16 protein-coding genes and 1 riboswitch are annotated in these 17782 nt (G+C 58.7%); of the genes, 9 read left to right on the plus strand and 7 right to left on the minus strand.

The genetic code is table 11. From position 1 onward, the window contains the following. The first annotated feature begins 38 nt into the window (after window positions 1-38). Both htpG and AC5SEM_RS04950 read left to right on the plus strand, forming a co-directional pair. Window positions 39-1943, plus strand: coding sequence for a molecular chaperone HtpG (htpG, locus tag AC5SEM_RS04945; protein WP_034156253.1), 1905 nt, complete (start codon window positions 39-41; stop codon window positions 1941-1943). 68 nt (window positions 1944-2011) lie between these two features. Continuing rightward, window positions 2012-2740, plus strand: a complete 729-nt coding sequence (locus AC5SEM_RS04950) for a dienelactone hydrolase family protein (protein ID WP_223025697.1) — start codon at window positions 2012-2014, stop codon at window positions 2738-2740. A gap of 349 nt (window positions 2741-3089) precedes the next feature. Here the strand turns inward: AC5SEM_RS04950 and AC5SEM_RS04955 are convergent, their stop codons facing one another. Together AC5SEM_RS04955 and AC5SEM_RS04960 are read right to left on the minus strand one after the other, a co-directional pair. Next, window positions 3090-3956 (minus strand): pirin family protein, encoded by an 867-nt coding sequence (locus tag AC5SEM_RS04955; RefSeq protein ID WP_495472291.1) that lies wholly within the window; start codon window positions 3954-3956, stop codon window positions 3090-3092. A 61-nt stretch (window positions 3957-4017) separates the two neighbouring features. After that, the gene (locus AC5SEM_RS04960) at window positions 4018-4434 is read right to left on the minus strand and encodes an OsmC family protein (RefSeq protein ID WP_127926352.1); all 417 of its coding nucleotides are present in this window, start codon (window positions 4432-4434) and stop codon (window positions 4018-4020) included. Window positions 4435-4563: 129 nt separating this feature from the next. Between AC5SEM_RS04960 and AC5SEM_RS04965 the strand changes: the two genes are divergently transcribed. Together AC5SEM_RS04965 and AC5SEM_RS04970 are read left to right on the plus strand one after the other, a co-directional pair. Next, a complete protein-coding gene (locus AC5SEM_RS04965; protein ID WP_495472292.1) occupies window positions 4564-5619 on the plus strand; it encodes an amidohydrolase family protein in 1056 nt (351 codons plus the stop codon). Window positions 5620-5749: 130 nt separating this feature from the next. Then, window positions 5750-7375: a methyl-accepting chemotaxis protein gene (locus AC5SEM_RS04970; RefSeq protein WP_495472293.1), complete on the plus strand. Its 1626-nt coding sequence runs from the start codon at window positions 5750-5752 to the stop codon at window positions 7373-7375. 402 nt (window positions 7376-7777) lie between these two features. On the opposite strand, the gene AC5SEM_RS04975 is transcribed toward AC5SEM_RS04970, so the two are convergent. From AC5SEM_RS04975 to purM, 3 genes are read right to left on the minus strand one after another with little or no spacing between them, the layout of a single operon-like run. After that, window positions 7778-8491, minus strand: a complete 714-nt coding sequence (locus tag AC5SEM_RS04975; protein WP_077571717.1) for a DUF3108 domain-containing protein — start codon at window positions 8489-8491, stop codon at window positions 7778-7780. An 8-nt stretch (window positions 8492-8499) separates the two neighbouring features. Further along, window positions 8500-9150 (minus strand): phosphoribosylglycinamide formyltransferase, encoded by a 651-nt coding sequence (gene purN / locus AC5SEM_RS04980; protein ID WP_495472294.1) that lies wholly within the window; start codon window positions 9148-9150, stop codon window positions 8500-8502. Beyond that, window positions 9150-10208 (minus strand): phosphoribosylformylglycinamidine cyclo-ligase, encoded by a 1059-nt coding sequence (purM, locus tag AC5SEM_RS04985; RefSeq protein ID WP_008082936.1) that lies wholly within the window; start codon window positions 10206-10208, stop codon window positions 9150-9152. Before purM ends, purN begins: the two co-directional genes overlap by 1 nt. A gap of 372 nt (window positions 10209-10580) precedes the next feature. On the opposite strand from purM, the gene AC5SEM_RS04990 reads away from it, so the two are divergent. The 5 genes from AC5SEM_RS04990 to AC5SEM_RS05010 all read left to right on the plus strand — a co-directional run bounded on the left by AC5SEM_RS04990 (window position 10581) and on the right by AC5SEM_RS05010 (window position 15257). After that, window positions 10581-11639: a DUF2066 domain-containing protein gene (locus AC5SEM_RS04990; protein WP_116032361.1), complete on the plus strand. Its 1059-nt coding sequence runs from the start codon at window positions 10581-10583 to the stop codon at window positions 11637-11639. Window positions 11640-11670: 31 nt separating this feature from the next. Next, entirely contained in the window at window positions 11671-12744 is a 1074-nt protein-coding gene (locus AC5SEM_RS04995; RefSeq protein ID WP_102900818.1) for an AI-2E family transporter, read from the plus strand. 207 nt (window positions 12745-12951) lie between these two features. Continuing rightward, window positions 12952-13656 (plus strand): DnaA regulatory inactivator Hda, encoded by a 705-nt coding sequence (gene hda, locus AC5SEM_RS05000; protein WP_007919828.1) that lies wholly within the window; start codon window positions 12952-12954, stop codon window positions 13654-13656. A gap of 226 nt (window positions 13657-13882) precedes the next feature. Next, window positions 13883-14500 carry a C40 family peptidase gene (locus AC5SEM_RS05005; protein ID WP_007919826.1) on the plus strand — a complete coding sequence of 206 codons (618 nt, stop codon included), beginning with the start codon at window positions 13883-13885 and terminating at the stop codon, window positions 14498-14500. Between the two features lie 220 nt (window positions 14501-14720). Beyond that, window positions 14721-15257: a C40 family peptidase gene (locus AC5SEM_RS05010; protein ID WP_095050233.1), complete on the plus strand. Its 537-nt coding sequence runs from the start codon at window positions 14721-14723 to the stop codon at window positions 15255-15257. Between the two features lie 135 nt (window positions 15258-15392). Here the strand turns inward: AC5SEM_RS05010 and AC5SEM_RS05015 are convergent, their stop codons facing one another. Together AC5SEM_RS05015 and AC5SEM_RS05020 are read right to left on the minus strand one after the other, a co-directional pair. Further along, the gene (locus AC5SEM_RS05015) at window positions 15393-16706 is read right to left on the minus strand and encodes a PQQ-dependent sugar dehydrogenase (RefSeq protein ID WP_495472295.1); all 1314 of its coding nucleotides are present in this window, start codon (window positions 16704-16706) and stop codon (window positions 15393-15395) included. Window positions 16707-16772: 66 nt separating this feature from the next. Continuing rightward, complete coding sequence (locus tag AC5SEM_RS05020) at window positions 16773-17357, minus strand: hypothetical protein (RefSeq protein WP_495472296.1); 585 nt, start codon at window positions 17355-17357, stop codon at window positions 16773-16775. A gap of 163 nt (window positions 17358-17520) precedes the next feature. After that, a riboswitch (cobalamin riboswitch) is annotated at window positions 17521-17751 on the plus strand. Window positions 17752-17782 lie beyond the last annotated feature (31 nt).

Genomic DNA, 17782 nt, shown 5'->3' on the forward strand with positions numbered 1-17782 from the left:
GGTCGCGGCCACTGCCATCTGATTGGAGTTTGATGACCATGAGTGTGGAAACTCAAAAGGAAACCCTGGGCTTCCAGACCGAGGTAAAGCAGCTGCTGCACCTCATGATCCATTCGCTGTATTCCAACAAGGAAATTTTCCTTCGCGAATTGATCTCGAACGCCTCTGACGCTGTCGACAAGCTGCGCTTCGAAGCCCTGGCCAAGCCAGAGTTGCTCGAAGGTGGCGCTGATCTGAAAATCCGTGTGAGCTTCGACAAGGACGCCAAGACCGTCACCCTCGAAGACAACGGTATCGGCATGAACCGTGACGATGTGATCACCCACCTGGGGACCATCGCCAAATCCGGCACCGCTGATTTCATGAAGAATCTCTCGGGCGATCAAAAGAAAGATTCGCACCTGATCGGCCAGTTCGGTGTCGGCTTTTACTCCGCCTTCATCGTTGCCGACCAGGTTGACGTGTACTCCCGTCGCGCCGGCACCCCGGCCAGCGAAGGCGTGCACTGGTCGTCGAAAGGCGAGGGCGAGTTCGAAGTCGCCACCATCGACAAACCGGAGCGCGGCACCCGCATCGTTCTGCACCTGAAAGCTGCAGAAGACGAGTTTGCTGATGGCTGGCGTCTGCGCAACATCATCAAGAAGTACTCCGACCACATCGCTTTGCCGATCGAGCTGCCGAAAGAAGCTGCAGCTGCCGAAGGCGAAGAGGCTCCGGCCGTTGAATGGGAAACCGTCAACCGCGCCAGTGCTCTGTGGACCCGTCCGCGCACTGAAGTGAAGGACGAGGAATACCAGGAGTTCTACAAGCACATCGCTCACGACTTTGAAAATCCGCTGGCCTGGAGCCACAACAAAGTCGAAGGCAAGCTCGAATACAGCTCGCTGCTGTACGTGCCGGCCCGCGCACCGTTCGACCTGTACCAGCGTGAAGCGCCGAAAGGTCTGAAGCTGTACGTGCAACGCGTGTTCGTGATGGATCAGGCCGAGTCGTTCCTGCCGCTGTACCTGCGCTTCATCAAAGGCGTGGTCGATTCCAACGATCTGTCGCTGAACGTGTCGCGCGAGATCCTGCAGAAAGACCCGATCATCGATTCGATGAAGACCGCGCTGACCAAGCGCGTGCTCGATATGCTGGAAAAACTGGCGAAAAACGAGCCTGAGCAATACAAAGGCTTCTGGAAGAACTTCGGTCAGGTCATGAAAGAAGGCCCGGCTGAAGACTTCGCTAATAAAGAGAAAATTGCCGGTCTGCTGCGTTTCGCATCGACCAACGGCGACGACGGCGAGCAGATCGTTGGTCTGGCTGACTACCTGGCACGCGCCAAGGAAGGTCAGGACAAGATCTACTACCTCACCGGCGAAACCTACGCGCAGGTCAAGAACAGCCCGCACCTGGAAGTCTTCCGCAAGAAAGGCATCGAAGTGCTGCTGCTGACCGACCGCATCGACGAGTGGCTGATGAGCTACCTCAGCGAGTTCGACGGCAAGACGTTTGTCGACGTGGCACGCGGTGATCTCGATCTGGGCAATCTGGACTCGGAAGAGGACAAGAAAGCCGCAGAAGAAGTCGCCAAGTCCAAAGAAGGTCTGGTTGAGCGTCTGAAAACCGCGCTGGGCGATTCCGTGGCGGAAGTCCGCGTATCGCATCGTCTGACCGATTCGCCGGCCATTCTGGCCATCGGCGAGCAGGATCTGGGTCTGCAAATGCGTCAGATCCTCGAAGCCAGCGGGCAGAAGGTTCCGGATTCGAAGCCGATCTTCGAATTCAACCCAAGCCACCCGCTGATCGAGAAACTCGATGGCGAGCAGAGCGAAGAGCGTTTTGGCGACTTGTCGCACATCCTCTTTGATCAGGCTGCGCTGGCGGCTGGTGACAGCTTGAAGGATCCGGCTGCTTATGTGCGCCGTCTGAACAAGCTGCTGGTTGAGCTGTCGGTTTAACCAAGTCGTAGAAAAACCCGCTTCGGCGGGTTTTTTCATTCTGGTGTTTAGCAAATCAGGAGTCAGAAATGAGCCAAGTCACTGTACGTTCCGTGGTCTATCAGATTGACGGCCAGCCCTATGAAGGTCGCTTGGCGTTCGACGCTGAGCACAAAGGCGCGCGTCCGGGTTTGTTGATGGCGCCGAACTGGATGGGCGTCAGCGCCGGTGCCGAAGAAATCGCCAAATCGGTGGCGGCCAAGGGCTACGTGGTGTTGATTGCTGACGTTTACGGTCAGGCTGTGCGTCCACAGAACGCCGATCAGGCTGGCGCGGCGATGATGCCGTTGAAGGACGACCGTGCGTTGCTGCGCACGCGTATGCAAGCGGCGTTCGAGCAGTTGCAGAAGCAGGGTGAGGCGGCGGTTGATACGTCGAAACTGGCAGTGTTCGGTTTCTGCTTTGGCGGTTGCTGTGCGCTGGATCTGGCCCGCACGGGGGCGCAGGTGAAGGCGGCGGTGTCGTTCCACGGTACGTTGGATTCGCCGAATCCTGCTGATGCGCAGAACATCAAGGGCTCGGTGTTGGTGTTGCACGGTGCTGCTGATCCATTGGTGCCGAAGGAGCAGTTGCCGGCGTTTGAAGACGAGATGAATGCGGCGAAGGTCGATTGGCAGTTGCTCAGCTACGGCGGTGCGGTGCACTCGTTTACTGATCCGCATGCGAATGTGCCGGGCAAGATGATGTACGACGCGAAGACCGCCAAGCGCGCGTTCAAGTCTATGCATGATTTGCTGGATGAAGTGTTCAAGGGCTAAAGCCTGAAAAGCAAAAGCCCCTCACCCTCACCCTAACCCTCTCCCGGAGGGAGAGGGGACTAAATGGGGGATGCTTGGGAGTTACGCCGACTTGAAAGGGCTGTGCTGAATCCATAGTCGCCAAGACTTTTCAGGTCAGCGTATAACCTGAGACATCTCGGTCGGCTCCCTCTCCCTCTGGGAGAGGGCTGGGGTGAGGGTACTGATGGTGGGTGCTCAACCAACGCGTCGACCTGAAGGTGTCTTGGTGAATCCATAATCGCCAAGATTTTTCAGGTCGATGTATGACGCAAGACACCTCGGTCGGCTCCCTCTCCCTCTGGGAGAGGGCTGGGGTGAGGGTAAAGGCTTAACCTGGTAATTCAATCCGTTCGACTTCCCCCGGTACCGTCGGCCATTCCCCGGCCGCCCATTTGCGCCGCGCCTCATCAATTGCCGCCGGGTCGCTCGCCACAAAATTCCAGTTGATCCGCCGAGGCCCGTCCAATGGCGCGCCGCCAAATACCACCGCGTGCACATCACTGTCGGCAAACAAACTCATCTCTTCCCCAGCCGGCAACACGACCAGCGCATGCGGCTCAATCGCCTCGCCATTCAACTGCGCATCCCCACTCAACACATACACCGCCCGTTCTTCATGCTCGGTCGGAATCAGCAGGGTAGTCGCGGTTTGCATCTGCACTTCGGCATACAACGTAGGAGAAAGCACCGGCACCGGCGATTCCAGGCAAAAGCCTGACCCGGCAATCATGCGAATCTGTACGCCGAGGTTATCGCTGACCGGCAGTGTCGCCGCCGGGTGATGGCTGTAATGCCCGGGACCTTGTTCATGATCCTTGGGCGAGGCCAGCCAGATCTGCAAGCCGTGCATGGTGAAGCTCTGGTCCCACAACGGTTCCGGCGTGCGCTCGACGTGTGCAATCGCGCTGCCGGCGGTCATCCAGCTGACATCTCCAGCGCTGACCACCTGGTCCGAGCCAAGGCTGTCCTTGTGCAGGAGTTGGCCTTCAAACAAATAGGTGAGTGTCGACAGACCGATGTGCGGGTGCTGTCGGATGTTCATGCCTTTGCCCGTCGGATAAACCGTCTCGAGCATGTGATCAAAAAACACGAAAGGCCCGACGCTGCGGCATTTGGCTGACGGCAGCGGGCGCAGAATCGGCTGGCCTTCGACGTCTTCGGCGCGCGGGCGAATGATCAGAGGTTGCGTGTCCATGGTGCATTCCAGGCTGAGCGGGTGATGCCAGAAGCATAACCCGCCGCTGGCATCAGGAGGATTACTGGCTATCGAAGCCTTGCGGGGCGTGGGTTTCGATGCTGACGTCGGTGGTGGTCATCAGCTTGTGAATCGGGCAGCGATCGGCGACGCGCAGCAGTTCCTCGCGCTGGGCGTCGGTGAGCACGCCTTTCAGGGTGAGGGTGACGTGCAGGACGTATTTACCTTTCTGCTCTTCGCTGTTGTCGCGTTTGACATCGACCCCGACGCCGGTCAGCGGGATGTCTTTCTTCTTCGCGTACATCTTCAGGGTCAGGGCTTTGCAGGCGCCGAGGGCCGCATCGAAATAGTCGTGTGGCTCAGGTGCCGAGCCTTCGCCGCCGGCCGTTTTTGGTACGTCGGCAAACAGTTCGTGGTCATCAATCTGTACGGTGTGACGAAAACCTTCAGCGGAGACGGTATTGACGGTAACGGTCATGGGAACCTCACTGGCAGTAGGAAAAGTCGCTTCGATCAAAAAAGACCTTGCAGTTATAGAGCATTCCCACCGGTACGCGTTCCACTTTCCTGCGGGATGAACCCTTGTCGTCAGGGCAGGGTCTAGGCTATGCCTACTTCCTGGAGATTACTTGTGTCCCTGTATCGTTTGAGTCTTGCCTGTTTGTTGGTATTTGCCGGCAACGTCAGCGCCCGCGAATACATCTACAGCGATGCGCACCTGCATTACGTGGATTTTTTCCAGGAAAGCGCTGGCATGGCGAAATTGCTGACGGCGATGAAGGACGGTTCCGTCGAGCATGTGATGATTTCTGGCATTCCGGTCGCTAAGAAGTGGCATGAGGACGAACCCAAGCGCCCGCGCTATTACGCCGGGGATGACGCCGATGCTTACTGGTATAGCGCGACCGACGTGATTGTCGCCGACGCGGTGCAAAAACTGAGCGCAGAACAACGCCCATACTTTCATCCGTTTCTTTCCGGATTCAACCCGAACGACAAGAACTCCGCCACACACATCCAGCGCATGCTCGATCTGTACCCGGGACTGTGGCAGGGCATCGGCGAAGTGTTCACTCGTCATGACGATCTCACGGCGCTGACGTCCGGCGACACGCCGCGCGCCAACAACGAAGCGATGACAAAGATCTATCACCTCGCAGCCGAGAACGATCTGCCGGTGATGCTGCATTCCAACATCACCTCCAAGCGTGAGAAAAATCCGCTGTACCTGAAGGAAATCGAAGAACCGCTGCGTCATCACCCGCACACGCGATTCATTTGGGCGCACGCCGGCACCAGCGCTGAAATCCATCGGCATCAGACCCAGCTGACTTTCCTGTTGCCTACGCTGACGCGCATGCTTGAGGCGTATCCGAATCTGTTCATCGACTTGTCATGGAGCATGCTCACGCCGTACCTGCTGGACGAGCAAGGCAAGCCGCGAGCGGAATGGCTGGCGCTGGTCGAGAAATACCCCGAGCGCTTCATGCTGGGTTCAGACGTTGTTGGGCGATTCAACAAACTCGGTGAGGAAATGCACAGCTTCAAGCCATTCCTCGATGCGTTGCCCGAGGACGTTGCGAAAAAAGTCGCTCGGGATAACTTCCTGGCGATCTTGCCGCGAACGGTGCTCAAGTCCGAGAAAACTACGCTGAATCGTTAATGCCAACGGTTCGAAGGATCAAGGCCTTTTGATATCGCCTTTTCGTCTTACGCATTTTTCCGCGGGGCCGATACCTTCTAAAGCAACCAGCTGCAGGGTTGATGCAGCGCTTTTGGAAGGAACCAGAGCAATGAGTATCCGTAGTCTCAATATTGCCCCGCGCGCAGGCCTCGGTTTTGGTCTGTTGGCGCTGATGGTATTTGCCCTTGGGGCGTTCGCTTTATTGCAAATGTCGAACATGCGCGCGCAGTCCGACGAGGTTGATAACAATTGGCTGCCGAGTGTGATGGCGGTCGGTGAGATGAGTCAGGACATGTTGCGCCTGCGGGCGTTGACCATGCGCCTGTTGCTCAATCGCGATCCGCAGGCGCTCGAGCAGAACGTTGCCAAACTCAATGAATTACGCGGTGTGCTTAGTGAAGCGCAGCAGCGTTATGACGTGCTGATCGTACTGCCCGAGGAGCGCAAGCTGTTCGATCGCTTCAAGGTTGCCGAGCACCAGTATCTGGAGTTTCAGGCACAGGTCATGCAGTTGTCGGCGCAGAATCGGGTCGAGGAGGCCGCGACCATTCTCAATGGGCAGATGAGTCCCTTGGCCGATGAAATCGCAGTGCTCTTACGCGAGCTGGTTGAGCTGAATAAACACAATGCCAATCTCGCCACCGAAGCAGCGCGGCTGGTGTTTACCAGTTCGCGGGTGTGGGTCGGCGTGATGATCGGTGTCACTGCGCTGATCACCATCGGCCTGGCCCTGCTGCTGACGCGCAGCATCGTGCTGCCGCTGGCGCAGTCGTTGGGTGTCGCCGAGGTAGTGGCTGGAGGTGATCTGACCGGCGATATCAACATCAGCGGCAAGGACGAACCGGCGCGACTGCTGCACGCGCTCAAGAGCATGCAACACAACCTGCGTGACACGATTCGGCAAATCTCCGAGTCCTCCAGCCAGTTGGCCTCGGCGTCGGAGGAATTGAGTTGCGTCACGGAGGATGCCACGCGCGGGTTGCACCAGCAGAGCCTGGAAATTGAACAGGCGGCCACGGCGGTCAATCAGATGACGGCTGCAGTGGAGGAGGTTGCCAGCAATGCCGTGGCCACGTCCGAGGCCTCTCGTGAATCCGATCGTATTGCCCAGCATGGCCGGGAACAGGTGCATCAAACGGTGTTGTCCATCGAATCGCTTGCTGATGATGTGACGGCCAATGCCAGCCAAGTAGAAGATTTGGCGCAGAAGGTCTACAGCATCAGCAAAGTGCTGGACGTGATTCGTTCGATTGCCGAGCAGACCAATCTGCTCGCTTTGAATGCTGCGATCGAGGCAGCGCGGGCCGGGGATGCCGGGCGCGGATTTGCGGTGGTGGCCGATGAGGTGCGCGCCCTGGCGCATCGCACGCAGCAGTCGACGCAGGAGATCGAGCAGATGATTGGCGGGATTCAGCAGGGCACTGATTCGGCGGTCAGTTCGATGCAGCAAAGCAATGTGCGCGCGCGCTCGACGCTGGAGTTGGCCAAGGCTGCAGGGACTGCACTTGAAGAGATCGCCTCGGCGTTCACGCTGATCAACGAGCGCAATCTGGTGATCGCGAGTGCTTCAGAGGAGCAGGCAGCGGTGGCGCGTGAGGTAGATCGTAATTTGATGAACATTCGTGATCTGGCGATGCAGACCTCGGCGGGGGCCAATCAGACCAGTGCGGCGAGTCAGGAGTTGTCGCGGTTGGCGGTGGATTTGAACAGCATGGTGGCGAAATTTTCGGTTTGAGTGTGTGGTGAACCTGAGGCTGCCCTCACCCTAGCCCTCTCCCGGAGGGAGAGGGGACTGAACGCGGGAGATTGGCGAGTTACGCCGACCTGAGTGTTCTTTGGTGAATCCATAATCGACTCGATCTTTCAGGTCGATGCACAGCGTCAGACATCTCGGTCGGCTCCCTCGCCCAAGGGAAGAGGGGGCTGACCGTGGGAGATTAGAAAATTACACCGACCTGATCTAATCCATAATCGACTCGGTCTTTCAGGTCGATGTAGCTGGTGAGACATCTCGGTCGGCTCCCTCTCCTTCGGGAGAGGGCTGGGGTGAGGGGTGAAGGTGACACAAAAGGTCGGGCTAAAGCGCAGACTAAAAAAAAGCCCCGCATTTCGCGGGGCTCTTTGTTCTTGCGGCGGATCAGCTGCCTTTAACGGTTTTGCCGTTGACCGTGCCGTCCTGGAGCATGATGTTGTACTCCTTGCCGTCGGTTTCAACCTGTTGCAGGCGGACCAGCAGGTAATCCCAATCCTTGGCGAACCAGAGGACGGTGGTGCGCTTGCTTTGTGTCGGGTCGCGTACGCGCTCGACCTTGATCGCGTCGATCTTGCCAGCCTTGGTTTCGACTTTTTCCGGACCCAGCACGCGGAAGTCATAGGTATCGACTTCGCCGTCATCGACCACTTGATAGCTCATGGTCTTTTTGCCAGCAGCCACATCATGTTGCAGCGCCAGTTGATAGGTGGACTTGTCGACCATGCCGCGGTTCAGCGGGATTTTCACCGCGTCGCCACGGTCGGTGCCGGTGACCATTTTGCTGTTCCAGTCGAAATCCAGATCAGCCTTTTTCGCTTTGCCCAGGCCACCACGTTCAAAGTGGTAGGACTGCGGCAGCAAGGTGTCCTTGTCCAGGGTCAGGGTGCTTTCTTCAGTCAGGCTGGCGATCATCATCGAGGCCTTGAAGCTGAGCTTCCAGACACCATTCGCTTCCTTGACCAGACTGCGCTCGGCGGTGCCGCTCATGGGCAACTGCTTCCAGTCGGCGGTGTAGCTGGCGGAGAACGGTTGAAGTTCCGCTGCCTGCGCGAAGGGCAGGGCGAGCAGAGCGCAAGCGAAGAGCAGGGCGCGACGCATAATATCTCCTAGTGTCGAATCAAGTGGCCGCTGGCCGCGAGTAACTGGCCATCCAGTAAAGCACCGTGTTCACCGAGTGCCAGTCTGCCTTCGGCAAACCAGCGAACTGCCATCGGGTAGATCAGGTGTTCCTGAACGTGAACTCGCTGCGCAAGACTCTGCGGCGTGTCGTGCAACTCTACCGGTAATACTGCCTGTACGACCAGTGGTCCGCCATCGAGTTCCTCGGTGACGAAGTGCACGGAGCAGCCGTGCTCAGTATCGCCGGCCTCCAGCGCGCGCTGATGAGTGTGTAACCCTTTGTATTTGGGCAGCAGCGACGGGTGGATGTTGAGCAGGCGACCCTGGTAGTGGCGAACGAAATCAGCGCTGAGAATGCGCATGAAACCGGCCAGTACCACAAGTTTCGGATTGAATTCGTCGATCAGTTCGATCAGAGCAGCATCGAAGGCCTCGCGACCTTCGAATGCCTTGTGATCCAGTGAGCGGGTGGCGATACCCGCGTCACTGGCGCGTTGCAGGCCGTAGGCGTCGGCGCGATTGGAAATCACTGCAGCGATGCGGACCGAGCTGTCGCCGGTCCGCGTGCTGTCGATCAGAGCCTGCAAGTTACTGCCGGTGCCGGACAACAGCACCACGACATCACAGGTTGCGGACATTAATGAGCCTTAAGGTTCTGCAGATCAACCTGAGCAGCGCCTTCGGCAGCGGCAGCGATCTGACCGATGACCCAAGGCTGTTCGCCGGCGTCACGCAGGGTGTTCAGCGCAACTTCTACGTGTTCCTGAGCCACGCAGATGACCATGCCAACGCCGCAGTTCAGCACGCGGTGCATCTCGGTCTCGTCGACGTTGCCCTTCTCTTGCAGCCAGTCGAATACCGCCGGGCGAGTCCAGCTAGCCACGTCAACCACAGCCTGAGCGCCTTTTGGCAGAACGCGCGGGATGTTGTCGAGCAGGCCGCCACCGGTGATGTGGGCCATGGCTTTGACGGCGCCGGTGTCTTTGATCAGCTTGAGCAGCGGCTTGACGTAGATGCGGGTCGGGGCCATCAGCAGGTCGGTCAGCGGTTTGCCGTCGAGCTGGATGTTTTCGATGTCGGCACCGGAGACTTCGATGATCTTGCGGATCAGCGAGTAGCCGTTGGAGTGCGGGCCGGACGATGGCAGCGCGATCAGCGCATCACCGGTGGCGACTTTCGAGCCGTCGATGATTTCAGCCTTTTCCACGACGCCGACGCAGAAGCCGGCCAGGTCGTAGTCTTCGCCTTCGTACATGCCTGGCATTTCAGCGGTTTCGCCGCCAACCAGCGAGCAACCCGACAGTTCGCAGCCAGCGCCGATGCCGGTAACGACTTGGGTCGCGGTCTCGACATTCAATTTGCCGGTGGCGTAGTAGTCGAGGAAGAACAGCGGCTCGGCGCCGCAAACCACCAGGTCGTTGACGCACATGGCAACCAGGTCGATGCCGATGCTGTCGTGCTTGTTCAGGTTCAGCGCCAGACGCAGCTTGGTGCCAACGCCGTCGGTGCCGGAAACCAGCACGGGCTGCTTGTAGCCGGCCGGGATTTCGCAGAGGGCGCCGAAACCGCCCAGGCCGCCCATGACTTCCGGGCGCGCAGTGCGCTTGGCGACGCTCTTGATGCGTTCGACCAATGCTTCACCGGCGTCGATGTCTACACCGGCGTCCTTGTAGCTCAGGGAGGGTTGCTTGCTCATGATCCAGGCCTTTAGGGGAGGGGATTCAGGGGTAACGACCGAGTTCAGCGGGAACTTCGAAATCGACGGGGCGATGGCCTCACGCGAGTTTCGAGGTGCCCGGCTGTTGCCGGTCTGCGAAGGCGCGCGATTTTATCAGGCTTGAGGGGCAGCGGCCATCCTCGCACCGACGGGCAGGGCCATATCAGCGGAAATTTTTGCAATTGAGCCGTATGAACGCCTGTATAAAGTGTGGCGATTAACCGTCTATCGTTATCACTGTGCAAAATTTTACCGCTGTCGTGTGAATGTTTAGTGCTGGCAGATTGTCACAGCCTTGCTTAACCGGTTCACGCGGCCTGTTCCAGCCGCTCCTGTCGACGGGAATTCTCCATGCGTTTGTGTAAATTGTTGTTTGTGGGTTGTTTGTCTCTGATCAGCCTGGCGAGTCACGCCGAAAATCTCAAAGGCCTTTATCAAGTGCGTGAGCCGGTCAATGGCCAGGCGCCGGAAGAGCGTGATCGCGCCACGCAGGCGGCGCTCGACACGCTGGTGTTGCGTCTGACCGGCGATCCGAAAGCTGCGCAAAACCCGGGGCTGGCGGCGATTCGCAAGGATCCGCAGCAAATCATCAGTCAATTCGGTTTCGACGCCGGGCCGCCGGAGGTGCTGAAGGTCGATTTCGATCCGGCGACCACCGAGCAGGCGCTGCGGCGTGCCGGGCTGTCGTTGTGGGGGGCCAGTCGGCCGTCGATCCTGAGTTGGTGGCTGAACGATTCGGCCGAGGGTTCGAGTCTGGTCGGTGATGGTCAGGCCGCTGCGGCGCCGTTGCGTACGGCCGCGCAACATCGCGGCTTGCCGTTGCGTTTGCCGCTGGCGGACTTGAGCGAGCAACTTGTTGCCACGGCGCCAGCGCTGGAAGGCACGGATCCGGCACCGTTGCGCGGCGCCTCCGAACGCTACAACGCTGACGCCTTGCTGGCGGTGCATGCGCGCGAAGAAGGCGGGCAGTGGCAAGCCAAGTGGCACTTGTGGCTGGGCGATCAGAAAGAGGCGGGCAGCGTGCAGGGCGCCGATCAGGCCGCTGTGGCCGATGCGGTAATGCTCGCAGTGGCCGAGCGTCTGGCACCACGTTTCGTGGCCAAGCCCGGCGCTTCGGGGCAGCAGACTCTGGAAGTGCAGGGCATGAATCTGGAGCATTACGCGGCGCTGTTGCGGTTACTCGAACCGTTTGGCGTGCGTCTGCAAAGTGTTGACGGTGATCGCATCGTCTATCGGGTCAATGGCAGCGCCGATCAAATGCGCGCGCAGCTGTCGCTGGCGAAGTTGCAGGAGTTGCCGGCCGAGGCGCCGGCGCAGGTTTCAGCGCCACAGCCAGTGGCTAGCGGCGCAACACCTGTCGCGGCGCCAGCCCCGATCCCGGCAGCACCGTCGTTGCGGTTTCGCTGGTAAGTCTTTCCTTATATAGAAGCAGGAGTGGTACATGGCCGATACGCGGCGTTGGTTCTGGCTCGGTGGGGTAGTCCTGCTTTGCGCGTTTGTATGGTTGCTGCACCCGATTCTCACGCCGTTCCTGGTGGCGCTGCTGCTGGCTTATCTGTTCGATCCGTTGGTGGATCGCCTGGAGCGGCTTGGTTTATCGCGTACCTGGGGCGTGATCGCGGTGTTTGCTCTGTTCACCTTGATCGTCACCGCGCTGATGCTGGTGCTGGTGCCGATGCTCGCCAAGCAGTTGCTGCGTTTGTACGAACTGGCGCCGCAAATGCTCGATTGGCTGCAGCACACTGCAGTGCCGTGGGCGCAGTCGAAGCTGGGGTTGTCGGACGGTTTCTGGAAGTTCGATAAGGTCAAGGCTGCGATCAGCGAGCACATGGGTCAGACCACCGACATTGTCGGCGTGGTGCTGAGTCAGGCAACGGCCTCCAGTCTGGCGTTGATCGGCTGGCTGGCCAATCTGGTGCTGATCCCGGTGGTGAGTTTCTACCTGTTACGCGACTGGGACGTGATGATGGCCAAGATCCGCAGCCTGCTGCCGCGTGATCGGGAAGAGACCATCGTATCGTTGGCCGGTGAATGTCATGAGGTACTGGGCGCGTTTGTGCGCGGTCAGTTGCTGGTGATGGTGGCGCTGGGCGTGATCTATGCGGCAGGCCTGATGATTGTCGGACTGGAGCTGGGGCTGTTGATCGGTTTGATCGCCGGACTGGCTGCAATCGTGCCGTATATGGGTTTCGTGATCGGTATTGGCGCGGCACTGATTGCCGGGCTGTTCCAGTTCGGCGGCGATCTGTATCCGATGGTCGGGATCGTTGCGGTGTTCATGGTCGGTCAGGCGCTGGAAGGTATGGTGCTGACGCCGTTGCTGGTGGGCGATCGTATCGGTCTGCATCCGGTGGCGGTGATCTTTGCGATTCTGGCTGGCGGCGAACTGTTCGGTTTCACCGGCGTGCTGCTGGCATTGCCGGTGGCGGCGGTGATCATGGTGCTGGTGCGCCATGTGCACGACTTGTACAAGGATTCCGACATCTATAGCGGCGTTGACGATCCGCAGTTGTAATGGCACAGGGGCGGCCCGGCGAATCGCCGGGTTGGCCCGCGTCCTGCGGGTGGTGGCGCCAAAGAATCTGTCATAAAACCAGTGCGTTAACGCAAACCTTTGATTTTGCTTGGACTCTGTCGCATTGTGCGCTCGGCTTCACGGGTATAAACTTCGCAAACTTTACACAGAGGCCACTAACGGTTCCTTGAGAACTGTTCAGTCAGCATGAAACCGATTCAGCTGCCCCTAGGTGTGCGTCTGCGTGACGACGCCACCTTCATCAACTACTACCCAGGCGCCAATGCCGCTGCACTCGGCTATGTCGAGCGTCTATGCGAAGCCGACGCCGGCTGGACAGAAAGCCTGATCTACCTGTGGGGCAAACACGGCGTAGGGCGTACGCATCTGTTGCAGGCGGCGTGTCTGCGATTCGAGCAGATGGGCGAGCCGGCGGTGTACCTGCCGTTGGCAGAGTTGATGGATCGCGGTGTCGAAATCCTCGATAACCTTGAACAGTACGAACTGGTTTGCCTGGATGATTTGCAGGTGATCGCCGGCAAGGCTGACTGGGAAGAGGCGATGTTTCATCTGTTCAACCGTCTGCGTGACAGCGGTCGGCGCTTGCTGATTGCCGCTTCCACCTCTCCGCGTGAACTGCCGGTCAAACTGGCTGACTTGAAATCGCGCCTGACCCTGGCGCTGATTTTTCAGATGCGTCCGCTTTCCGATGAAGACAAATTGCGCGCCTTGCAATTGCGCGCGTCGCGTCGTGGTCTGCACCTGACTGACGAAGTCGGGCATTTTATTTTGACTCGCGGCACCCGCAGCATGAGTGCGCTGTTTGACTTGCTTGAGCAGCTCGATCAGGCCTCGTTGCAAGCGCAGCGCAAGCTGACTATTCCGTTTCTGAAAGAAACCCTCGGCTGGTAGCCATCCCTTTGGTTCTGCGGCTTTCAGCGTGTCTCGGCATATTTCAGGCGCCAGAAAATCCGCTTTCCTGCAGGGTGTGCAGGGCGCGTATCGGTTCAAATGGGCTTAAGCGCTTAGATGTAAACGAGAAACCGAGAAGTCACAAAAAGATCGATTGAATTTGCAAATGAGGTTGATAGCGGGCATAGTCTCGGCTTCTTTACAACTATCAGCCACGGTCGTGCCCATGCTAAAGCGCTTCGCACCCCTCGTGCCTCTCGCACTCGTCACCCTGTTGTACGGTTGCGCTGCTCATTCTCCAGTTCAAGAGCAGCCTCAACAGGTTAAAAATTCTGCCACGGCTCAGTCTTCCGTTATTTACCAGGAAGAGTTGGATACCGAAAAAGAACTCAACGAATTCAATGGCAAGAAGCCTTATCAGCTTCCTGTTCTGGCCGACAGCATCCTCGAACGCGGCATGTCCCTGATCGGTACCCGTTACCGTTTCGGCGGTACCTCTGAAGCCGGTTTCGATTGCAGCGGTTTCATCGGTTATCTGTTCCGCGAAGAAGCTGGCATGAACCTGCCGCGCTCGACACGCGAAATGATCAACGTCGATGCGCCGCTGGTCTCGCGCAGCAACCTTGAGCCGGGCGATCTGCTGTTCTTCGCCACCAACGGTCGTCGCGGTCGTGTCAGTCACGCCGGGATCTACCTCGGTGACAACCAGTTCATCCACTCCAGCAGTCGTCGCAGCGGCGGTGTTCGCATCGACAGCCTGGGTGACAGCTACTGGAGCAAGACTTTCATCGAAGCGAAACGCGCATTGGCCAACGCTCCGACTGTAGTTACTGCTCGCAAGTAATTCCCTTGATGTCGCTGCGTTCGCGGCGACAATCAGGCTTCCGGCAACGGAGTAGACGTATACTTTACAAGGTGAAGTTAAAGTCTTACTTGAAGTTTGCCGCGTAGCCGCTAGAATCCTGAATCTATATTGATGGCAAACCGCCTGCGTGCTCACGCAGGCGGTTTTCTTTTCTGTCCATCGGCAGAAAAAGCCGCAGCCAGATCAGGATGTTCTGCTTATGACGATGACGGCCCGCCTCACATTGATCTTCTTCGCAGCGCTGCTCAGCGCCTGCGCCAGTCGCACACCGCCTCCTGCGCCGGTGGTTCGCGCGCCGGTCGTGTTCGGCCCCTCCCAGGCTTTTTCACCGGCTGCTGAAGACGTGCTGTTTCGCGCGCTTGGCCTGGTGGGCACGCCTTATCGCTGGGGCGGCAATACGCCGGATTCGGGGTTTGATTGCAGCGGGCTGATCGGTTTTGTCTACCGTGATGCGGCGGGCATTTCTTTGCCACGTTCGACGCGTGAGTTGATCGTCATGCAGGCACCGAATGTCGGCAAGGAAGGCTTGCAGACTGGCGACCTGATTTTCTTCGCCACCAATGGCGGTTCGCAGGTCAGTCATGCGGGGATTTACGTCGGCGAAGGGCGCTTTGTGCATGCGCCGGCCACGGGTGGCACGGTGAAACTGGACAGTCTGTCGAAGGCGTACTGGCAGAAAGCTTATCTGAGTGCCAAGCGGGTGTTGCAGCCGGAGCATCTGGCGCATAACCCTTAATTCAAGCCGCACACAATCCAATAATGTAGGAGTGAGCCTGCTCGCGATAACGGTCATTCAGTTAACGATGATGTCGACTGATATGGCGCTATCGCGAGCAGGCTCACTCCTACAGTTGTTTGTGCATGGCGAAAATTATTTGCTGGCCGACACTCGCCACACCTTATTGCCAACATCATCCGCCACCAGCAAGCCACCTTGCTGATCGATCACCACGCCCACCGGGCGGCCCAATGCATTCTCGTCCTTGTCGAGGAAACCGGTCAGCACATCCACCGGTTTGCCGCTCGGCTTGCCACCGGTAAACGGCACGAAAATCACTTTGTAGCCACTGTGCGGTTTGCGGTTCCACGAGCCGTGCTGGCCAATAAACGCGCCTTCCTTGAACTGCGCCGGCAGGTTGTTGCCCTCGGCGAACGTCAGGCCCAAAGACGCAGTGTGCGGCCCGACTGCATAATCCGGGGCGATAGCTTTGGCCACCAGGTCCGGATTTTGCGGCGACACACGCACATCGACATGCTGGCCGTAGTAACTGAACGGCCAGCCATAGAAGCCACCGTCCTTCACGGAAGTGATGTAGTCCGGCACCAGATCACTGCCGATCTCGTCGCGTTCGTTGACCGCTGTCCACAGCGCGCCACTTTTCGGCTCCCAGGCCAGGCCATTGGGGTTGCGGATGCCCGAGGCGAAGATGCGGTGATTGCCGGTCGCCCGATCGACTTCCCAGATCGCGGCGCGGCCTTCTTCCTTATCCAGACCATTTTCGCCGACGTTGCTGTTCGAGCCGACCGTGACGTACAGCTTGCTGCCGTCCTTGCTGGCGATGACGTTTTTCGTCCAGTGGTGATTCAGCGTACCGCCGGGCAAATCGACAACCTTGATTGGCTGTGACTTGATCTCGGTCGCGCCGGGTTCGTAGTTGAAGCGCAGCAGGCGATCGGTATCGGCGACGTACAGGTCATTGCCAACCAGCGTCATACCGAACGGCGAGTTGAGGTTCTGCAGGAACACCGTGCGGGTTTCTGCGACACCATCATGATCGGCGTCACGCAGCAAGGTGATGCGGTTCGGACTCGGCACGCCCGCGCCAGCCTTGCCCATGACCTTTTTCATCACCCAGCCACGAATGCCGCTGCTGTCATCCGGTTTTGGCGGGGCATTGGTTTCCGCTACCAGCACATCGCCATTGGGCAAGACATAGAGCCAGCGCGGATGGTCGAGGCCTTCCGCGAATGCAGCGACTTGCGTGCCAGTCGCTGCCGTCGGTTTAGCGCCCTCCGGCCAGCCGATCGCCGGGGCAATGTTCACCGTCGGAATCAGGGTCTTGTTTGGTTCAGGCAATTTCGGTGACGGGCCGGTGCCGTCGGAGACTTGCAGGCTGGAGGTCTCACCGCAGGCGGCGAGCCCTCCGGCGAAGGCGATGACAAAAACGAGCTGGGGCTTGCGCATTGCTGATCTTCCCTATGAATGCATTCCTAATCATAGAGGAGGGCGCAAGCCCGATGGTTCAACTGCTCAGCCGCGGGCTTCCTTGAACAGCACGGCGATGCCCGGGTGATAATTGCCGGCTTCGCTGCGCAACTTGCGGTAGGCGTAAGGGAAATACCAGGCGACCGCGCAGGTGTGTTCCTTTTGCAGGTCGTCGACCATGTCCTGCAACTCTTCGGGGCTGGCGCTGTGCTGGGCTTTTTGCGGCGCGACAAACAGGCAGCCGAGCTTGAGATCGCTGGCATAGCTGATGCGTTTGGCGTCGTTGGTGATGTCCAGCAGGGCTTGAGTCAGATTCAGGTTGGTAACCTTTGGCCAGCGCTGGGTGGCCTGGATAAAGGCGCGGTCTTCGGCGCTGGCCAGAAACAGATCGGCGCGAGCGTTGCGCTCGCCTTCTTCGTTCTGCTTGCGCGTGGCAGTTTCGTTCAAGGTAACCAGCTCAGCCATCCAGGCTGCGGCCGAGAGCAGTCCGAGATTGGCTTTCTCGTCATGCCAGTAAGGCGTGTCGCTGTCGCCGCGCACCGCGTTGTAGCGGTCGATACAGTCAAACCAGCGTTCAAGCACCGGGCGCAGGAATTCCAGGCGCGGGTTGCTGATGATCATGCCTTGCATCGTCATCATCCTTTATTGTTGTAGTGGGCTTTTCGGAAAAAGCATGGCTCTTTGATATCATTTGTATCAGTGTGGCACAAGATTGGCGGCAGAGAATTGATCAGCGGCAGTTATTCGCCCGATGGCCGCCTCTTTAATTGACGCTCCACCCCCAACCCTCTAACCTTCGCGGCTTGTTTCAGGTGCTCTGTGACCTGCGTCGACAGAGTGAAACAGGGAAGCCGGTGAGGGTTGTCTTCAAGCGAAGAACCACCACGATCCCGGCGCTGCCCCCGCAACGGTAAATGAGTAAAAACTGCGCCTTGAGCCACTGCCTCGAAAGAAGCGGGAAGGCGCGCAGTCAGGCGAAACGCCGCTCATGAGCCCGGAGACCGGCCTGATCCATCCAGCGGCATCACGGTGGGCGATGCCAGGCTTTTTGCCGT

Source organism: Pseudomonas sp. CH61, assembly GCF_059429415.1.